The sequence below is a fragment of the Tistrella bauzanensis genome (genome assembly GCF_014636235.1).
Lineage (GTDB): Bacteria > Pseudomonadota > Alphaproteobacteria > Tistrellales > Tistrellaceae > Tistrella > Tistrella bauzanensis.
In genome coordinates this window covers 1-6239 of record NZ_BMDZ01000127.1, presented here as the reverse complement: position 1 = coordinate 6239, position 6239 = coordinate 1, and the positions used below count along the sequence as shown (strand labels likewise).

The 6239-nt window shown below is 63.7% G+C and carries 6 protein-coding genes and 1 pseudogene; 4 read left to right on the top strand and 3 right to left on the bottom strand.

Annotation, left to right across the window (positions count from 1 at the left end; translation table 11 throughout):
• Positions 1-142: 142 nt before the first annotated feature.
• The gene (locus IEW15_RS24680; RefSeq protein WP_188583072.1) at positions 143-589 is read right to left on the bottom strand and encodes a universal stress protein; all 447 of its coding nucleotides are present in this window, start codon (positions 587-589) and stop codon (positions 143-145) included.
• Between the two features lie 148 nt (positions 590-737).
• Here IEW15_RS24680 and slyA point away from each other — a divergent pair, with 148 nt between their 5' ends.
• From slyA to IEW15_RS24665, 3 genes are read left to right on the top strand one after another with little or no spacing between them, the layout of a single operon-like run.
• Positions 738-1220, top strand: coding sequence for a transcriptional regulator SlyA (gene slyA, locus IEW15_RS24675; RefSeq protein WP_188583070.1), 483 nt, complete (start codon positions 738-740; stop codon positions 1218-1220).
• Positions 1221-1225: 5 nt separating this feature from the next.
• Complete coding sequence (locus IEW15_RS24670; protein WP_188583068.1) at positions 1226-2410, top strand: HlyD family secretion protein; 1185 nt, start codon at positions 1226-1228, stop codon at positions 2408-2410.
• Positions 2403-4034: an MDR family MFS transporter gene (locus IEW15_RS24665; protein ID WP_188583067.1), complete on the top strand. Its 1632-nt coding sequence runs from the start codon at positions 2403-2405 to the stop codon at positions 4032-4034. Before IEW15_RS24670 ends, IEW15_RS24665 begins: the two co-directional genes overlap by 8 nt.
• A 37-nt stretch (positions 4035-4071) precedes the next feature.
• Here IEW15_RS24665 and IEW15_RS24660 read toward each other — a convergent pair whose 3' ends face one another.
• The gene (locus tag IEW15_RS24660; RefSeq protein WP_229708785.1) at positions 4072-4401 is read right to left on the bottom strand and encodes a winged helix-turn-helix transcriptional regulator; all 330 of its coding nucleotides are present in this window, start codon (positions 4399-4401) and stop codon (positions 4072-4074) included.
• A 182-nt stretch (positions 4402-4583) separates the two neighbouring features.
• Here IEW15_RS24660 and IEW15_RS24655 point away from each other — a divergent pair, with 182 nt between their 5' ends.
• The gene (locus IEW15_RS24655; protein WP_188583065.1) at positions 4584-5456 is read left to right on the top strand and encodes an SDR family oxidoreductase; all 873 of its coding nucleotides are present in this window, start codon (positions 4584-4586) and stop codon (positions 5454-5456) included.
• Between the two features lie 47 nt (positions 5457-5503).
• Here the strand turns inward: IEW15_RS24655 and IEW15_RS26815 are convergent.
• Positions 5504-5737, bottom strand: a pseudogene (locus tag IEW15_RS26815) (transposase); the annotation flags it as partial.
• Positions 5738-6239: the final 502 nt, after the last annotated feature.

The following is a 6239-nucleotide window of genomic DNA, read 5'->3' as shown; positions in this document are numbered from 1 at the left end:
GAAATCTACATCTGGTAGGCCAATCCGGTTACCCAACCCAAGCCACCGCCTTCCCTGCCCGATGGGTAGGGTGAGCAATTACCCGCGTGGCGCTTTTACCCGCGTGGCGCTTTCGACGCTGCTGGTTTTGATCTTGTTCTGATCATCGTGCGGGCGCCGTGTCCGAGACAGCCACCAGCAGGCTGCACGGCGCATGGGCCAGCAAGGAAGCGCCAGTGGAGCCGCGCCACCATCGCGCCAGCGCGGTCTGTTCGCGGTGGCCAACGACGATCAGCTCCGCGCCGACCTCACGGGCCGTGCGCCCGATTTCTTCCGATGGATTGCCGACGGCCAAGCGGGTTTCGACCAGCAGACCAGATGCCCGCAAGGTCTTGGCGGTCTCCGTAAGGAGGCGGTGCACTTCCTGATATTCTCGTTCTGGCAAGTCTGAGGGAGCTGCCGCCTCGGCAAGCGCGACACCCAGTTGGTGGGCAACGACGGCGAGGAGATAGATACGGGCTTGGCAAAGCGAGGCCAGCTCGGTCCCCTGCTGCAACGCCTCGCGGCCTTGCCGGCTGCCGTCATAGGCCAGGAGTATCGTACGATACATCGTGGTTCTCCTTTCGTGATCGCGATGGGACGGCTTTCCCAGCCCTGTAGACAGTGCAGCCATCAGGGCCTATACCTTCACCCTTGGGCATTTGATAGGTGGCCGTCTATTAGCCATAACATAGTATAACAACCATGCAGGCAATGAGATGACAAAGCCTCTCAACGATCAGGAACAATTCGGCCTCCGCCTCGGCTTGGTCGCCCGGCTGTGGCGCGCCGAGATCGACCGGCGGCTGGCCACCTTTGGCCTCACTGAGTCCCGCTGGTTGACGCTGTTACATCTCTCTCGCCTGCCCGAATCGGTAACCCAGCGGGAACTGGCCGAGGCGGTCGGGGTGCAGGGACCGACCCTTGTGCGCACCCTCGACAGGCTTGAGGCCGAGGGACTGATCGAGCGCCGGACAGAAGCCGCCGATCGCCGCACCAAATCGATTCACCTGCGCGCAGAGGTCGCCCCCGTCCTGGAACGGATCGAAGAGACTGCAGCGGCAGTGCGCGCGGAAATCTTCTCCGACATATCCCATACCGAGGTGACGACCTGTCTGAAGGTTTTCGAGCAGATCGCCGGCAGGTTGGGCAGTACGCCAAGAGCGATGCAGCTTATGCGCGAAACCCCGATGGACAGGTGAGCCCCATGGATCAGCGTATGAGCCACTTGGAACGCCAGAGCGATGAGACCGATCTGTCCCCGGTCGCGAATACCGAGACGGAAGCGGCTTCGGAGTCAGTTTCACCGCCTGCCCGTGCGCGGCCATGGCGGCTCTATGGCGCGATCCTGGCGGCGCTCATCGTTCTCGGAGCGGGGGGCTGGTGGCTGTATCAGCAGTTCATCCACGTCTTTGTCACGGATGCCCGCGTCGCGGCCGACATTGTCGCCCTGAGCAGCCGGGTGCCCGGCTGGGTCACGGCCGTCGAGGTCATCGAGGGCGATGCCGCCCGGAAGGACGGCGTGCTCGTCCAGATCGACGACCGGGAAAGCCGTCTGCTCGTTCAGGAGCTTGAGGCGCAGATCGCTGGCATCGCCCGTCGCCGGGAGGAAATCGAGGCCCGAATCGCGCTGACCGACCGCCAGACGACGAGCCGGATCGCTGCCAAACAGGCAGCGGTAAGGGCTGCGGAGGCCGCGCTGGCCGCCGCGGCGACGCAACGCGATCTTGCCAGACAAGACAATGATCGGGCTGAGAAGCTGGCACCGAGCGGCGCCATCACCCGCGCGCGCCTGGACCAGACGCGGGCGGCGCTGGAGACGGCAAAACAACAGGCGTTGAGCGCGCAGGCCGACTTGGAGAATGCTCGCGCCGCCCTTGCCGAGGCCGAAGCCGCGCGCGAGGAACTCATGGTGCTCCGCACCCAGCTCGCGGAGCTTGGTCCGGAGGAACAACGCCTGCAGGCGCAACGGGAGCGCGCGGCACTCGATCTCAATGACCGCATCATCGTCATGCCGTTCGACGGGGTGGTGGACCGGGTGTTCGTGGACGCCGGCGAATACGTCACGCCCGGCCAGCGCCTGCTGATGGTGCATGACCCGGAGCGCGTGCGCGTCGAGGCGAACGTCAAGGAGACTGACATCCGCTTTTTCCGGCCCGGAAAGATCGTCACGATTACCGTGGATGCCTTGCCGGGGCGGCGCTTCGAGGGCACGGTCGCGCGCGTCGGACAGGCTGCCACCAGCGAGTTCGCCCTGCTGCCCAACCCCAACCCGAGCGGCAATTTCACCAAGATCACCCAGCGTTTGCCGGTACGCATCGCGGTCGCGCAAGACGGCGGCGAACTCAAGCCCGGCATGATGGTGGAACTGGAGGCCACGGCAAGTGACTAGCGCCCCACGGCCGGACAGCATCGAAGGGCTGTTCGCCCGCTTCGGCCCCGCCTATCGCTGGCTGGTGACGGTGACGGTCATGATGGGCACGATCGCCACGATCCTGACCGCCACCATCGTCAACGTCGCCTTGCCCGACATCATGGGCGCCTTCGGTATGGGCCAGGACAAGGCGCAGCTTCTGTCCACCGGCTTCCTTGCGGCAATGACCGGGACCATGCTGCTCAATGCCTGGATGGTCGATACCCTCGGCCAGCGCGCGACCTTCATGCTGGCAGTATCGGTCTTTATCGTCGCCTCCATCTTGGGGGGGCTCGCGCCCGCAGAAGGCGTGCTGATTCTGGCGCGGGTGCTCCAGGGCGGCGCGGCCGGCATTCTCCAACCGCTCGCCATGCAGGTGATTTTCCAGGTCTTTCCGCCGGAAAAGCGCGGCTCGGCCATGGGCATCTACGGTATCGGCGTGGTGCTGGCCCCGGCGCTGGGGCCAACCTTGGGCGGCATCATGGTAGACAGCTTCAGTTGGCGCTACGTCTTCTTCATGGCCGTGCCGTTCTGTCTCATCGGCCTGTTCCTTGCCACGCTCTTCATGCCGGGGCGCGCAGCCTCCGGTCCGCCGCGCCGGTTTGACTGGATCGGCTTCGGCCTACTGACAGTGTTCCTGGTCACCTTGCTGAACGGATTGTCGAACGGACAACGCTATGGCTGGATGTCCGATTCGATCCTGACCGATTTCGCCTTCGCCTTGGTCACGGGCATCGGCTTCATCGTCTGGGAATTGCGCACACCCACACCCATGTTGAATCTCAAGCTTTTCACAAACCGGGTCTATGCCGGGGCCTCGGTCGTGGCCTTCATCTTCGGGGCGGGCATCTATGGCTCAACCTTCTTGATTCCGCTGTTCGCCCAGACGATCCAGGGCTACACGCCGACCCGTTCGGGCCTGCTGCTGATGCCGGCGGGCCTGATCCTGGCTATCGTCTTCCCCATCGCCGGGCGGCTGACCGACAAAACGCCGGCCTATGCCACGGTCATGTTCGGCTTGGCGCTCTTCGCGCTATCCTCGTTCCTGATGACCGGAGTGGACACGAATACGTCGTTCTGGCTGTTCGCCTGGTGGATCATGGTGGGGCGGATCGGTCTCGGCTTCATCATGCCGAGCCTGAACGCCGGCGCCCTCAAGGCCCTGCCGATGACGCTGCTCGGCCAAGGCTCCGGCGCGATCAACTTCGTGCGCCAGCTCGGCGGCGCATTCGGCGTCAATCTTCTTTCCATCGCCTTGGAACGGCGATCGCAGATCTACGTGGACAGCTTCACGGCGGCGCAGCACGCGGGCAACAGCGCGACGACCGGCTTGTTGCACGATGTGACTGGCTTGCTCGCGCAGTCCGGCGTGCCGGAAGCGATCCGGCAGGCCGGGGCGATGAACTATCTCGGCCGCGTGATTTACAGCCAGGGCAATATGCTGGGCTACCGCGACAGCTTCTTTATCGTCGGCGTTATCTTCCTGGCCGCTCTTGTCCCGGCGCTGATGATGCGCCGGAGGCCCGCGCACCCGGCGATACAGGCAAGTGAGGCCGTGCGTCACACGCCTTCCGCGCAGAACGCGCCCCAGCGAGGTCAGTGAAGCCGGGTCTTGGCGCCGATTATCGGCAGCCCAACACCTAATCGGAGTCGGAAGCAAACGGCACGGGACGGCGCGTGCTCTCCGGCCAATCCCGTGCCATCCAGCGGCGCGAGACGCTTTCCAGGGCGTCGAATACGTCACCCAACTCCTGCCCTTGCCCCGTAAGCCCATAGGATACTTCCGGCGGAATCGACGGAACATGGTGTCGGTAGATGATGCCGTGTTCTTCAAGCATGCGCAGACGCTGCGTCAGGACCTTCGAGGAGATGCCAGGAATCGCCCGCCGCAATGCACCGAAACGCAGCGGCCCGTCTTGGCGCAGATGCCAAAGTATGTACGTCGTCCATGACCCCATGAGCAGGCGCAAGAGCGCATCCACGGGACAGACTGGCGGCGGCGGGTTACGGGGCAATTTCTGGTTACCTGAAGGTTCCTACTTCCCTTTAGATACCATACTGACGATAATGATCGCCGTCGAGCACCATGATGCCCCTGCGAGCGGCGGCGGCTTGTCTCTGTTCACAGGTACAAATAGAAAGGAGAAAGGTCATGATACTCGTCGTTGGCGGAACTGGAACGATCGGCAGCGAGGTGGTGCGGCTGCTGAAGGCGGAGAACGCGCCCTTCCGGGCGCTGGTACGCGATCCGGCCAAGGCGGAAAGCCTCGAAGCACAGGGTGTTGAGACGGTCGCCGGGGATCTGCGTCAGCCGGAAACCTTGCCCGAAGCCCTACAGAGGATCGAAAAGGTCTTCGTCGTCACCCCCCTTGTGCCCGACCAGGTGCAGATGCGCGCCAACCTCATCGCAGCGGCCAAGACGGCCGGGGTCAAGCATGTGGTCATGTCCACCGGCATCGGCGCGGCCCCGGACGCGCCCGTCCAGATCGGTCGCTGGCACGGCGAGAACCAAAAGCAGCTTCAAGAGTCCGGCATGGCCTGGACCTTCGTTCAGCCAGGGTTCTTCATGCAGAACCTTCTGATGTATGCGGAGGCGATCCGCGACAAGGGCGAGTTCTACATGCCCCTGGACGAGGGCAAGGTGAGTTGGATCGATGCCCGCGACATCGCCGCCGTTGCCGCCAAGGCGCTCACGGAGCCGGGGCACGAGAACCAGGCCTACCCCGTCACGGGACCGAAGGCGCTGAGCGGTTCCGACCTGGCAGCGACTCTCTCCGAAGTGTCGGGCGACACGGTCAACTATGTGCCCATCACCCTGGACCAGGCCAAGCAGGCGATGACGAGCATGGGCATGCCGGACGCGCTGGCGGACGCGATGAACGAGCTTTATGCACTGGCCCCCGCCGGTCATCTGGCCGGCGTGCTCGATACGGTCGAGCAGGTCACCGGTCGACCCGCCCGCACATTTCAGGAGTTCGCACGCGACCATGCAAAGACATTCGGTGGCGCTTGGAGTTCGAGATGATGGTTGATGGTCTCGAACAGGCCCTCGCGGTGGAAGCGCAGGAATCAGCCGTAGACCGTCGTCATAGGCGGGAAGCTCTTTGGCAGCATCCACCAGGCGCATCCCGCCCGCAGCACGTAGAGGATCGCATTCATGATCTCGCGCATCTGCCATTCGCGGGGCTGTCCCGTCTTGGCCGGCGGCGACATGAACGGCGCTGATCTCCCACTCCGCATCGGTCAGGTCGCTTCCATAACACAGGTATCGCGGCTATGCCGCCGCCGCGTGGTCGGCGTCCACATGAGGCTCTCCAAACGGGCTTTGACAACCGTTTGGAATCACATCTGAACCCGGCCATCCACCCCAAAACCGAGTTTCAAGACAGCCTCTTTAGCGGCTTCGGTCACGTTCAGCCCCAGGGGCTCAAGGCACTGCCGGCTGTGACCGTTCCGGGATGCGGCGGGTTGTGCATAAGCATGATCTCACCTTCCTTCTACTGGTGGTTCAGATAATCAACATCCACGGCGTCGCTGCTTTCTCGAAACGGAAGATCACACGCCAGTTAGCCCGCACCGTGACTGCCCTGAAGCCCGTAGCCTCGCCCTTGAGTCGGTGCAGCCCGAAGCCGGCCAGGTCCATATCCTCGGGTGCGGCGAACCTTTCAGCCGCGCCAGGATCTGCCGCATCACCTTGCGGTAATCGGCACGGATGCGGCTTTCGTGTAATTGCTCACGTCGCCGACGGAGCCAAGGCTACGATGCGACCGGCAGGGCGGCTCCGTCAAGGGTGAGCCGAATTGCGCGA

What these genes read in the sequence shown, in the direction of transcription:
- IEW15_RS24680 (WP_188583072.1), bottom strand. Translation starts at nt 589, where the DNA reads ATGTATCGTACGATACTCCTGGCCTATGACGGCAGCCGGCAAGGCCGC.
- slyA (WP_188583070.1), top strand. Translation starts at nt 738, where the DNA reads ATGACAAAGCCTCTCAACGATCAGGAACAATTCGGCCTCCGCCTCGGC.
- IEW15_RS24670 (WP_188583068.1), top strand. Translation starts at nt 1,226, where the DNA reads ATGGATCAGCGTATGAGCCACTTGGAACGCCAGAGCGATGAGACCGAT.
- IEW15_RS24655 (WP_188583065.1), top strand. Translation starts at nt 4,584, where the DNA reads ATGATACTCGTCGTTGGCGGAACTGGAACGATCGGCAGCGAGGTGGTG.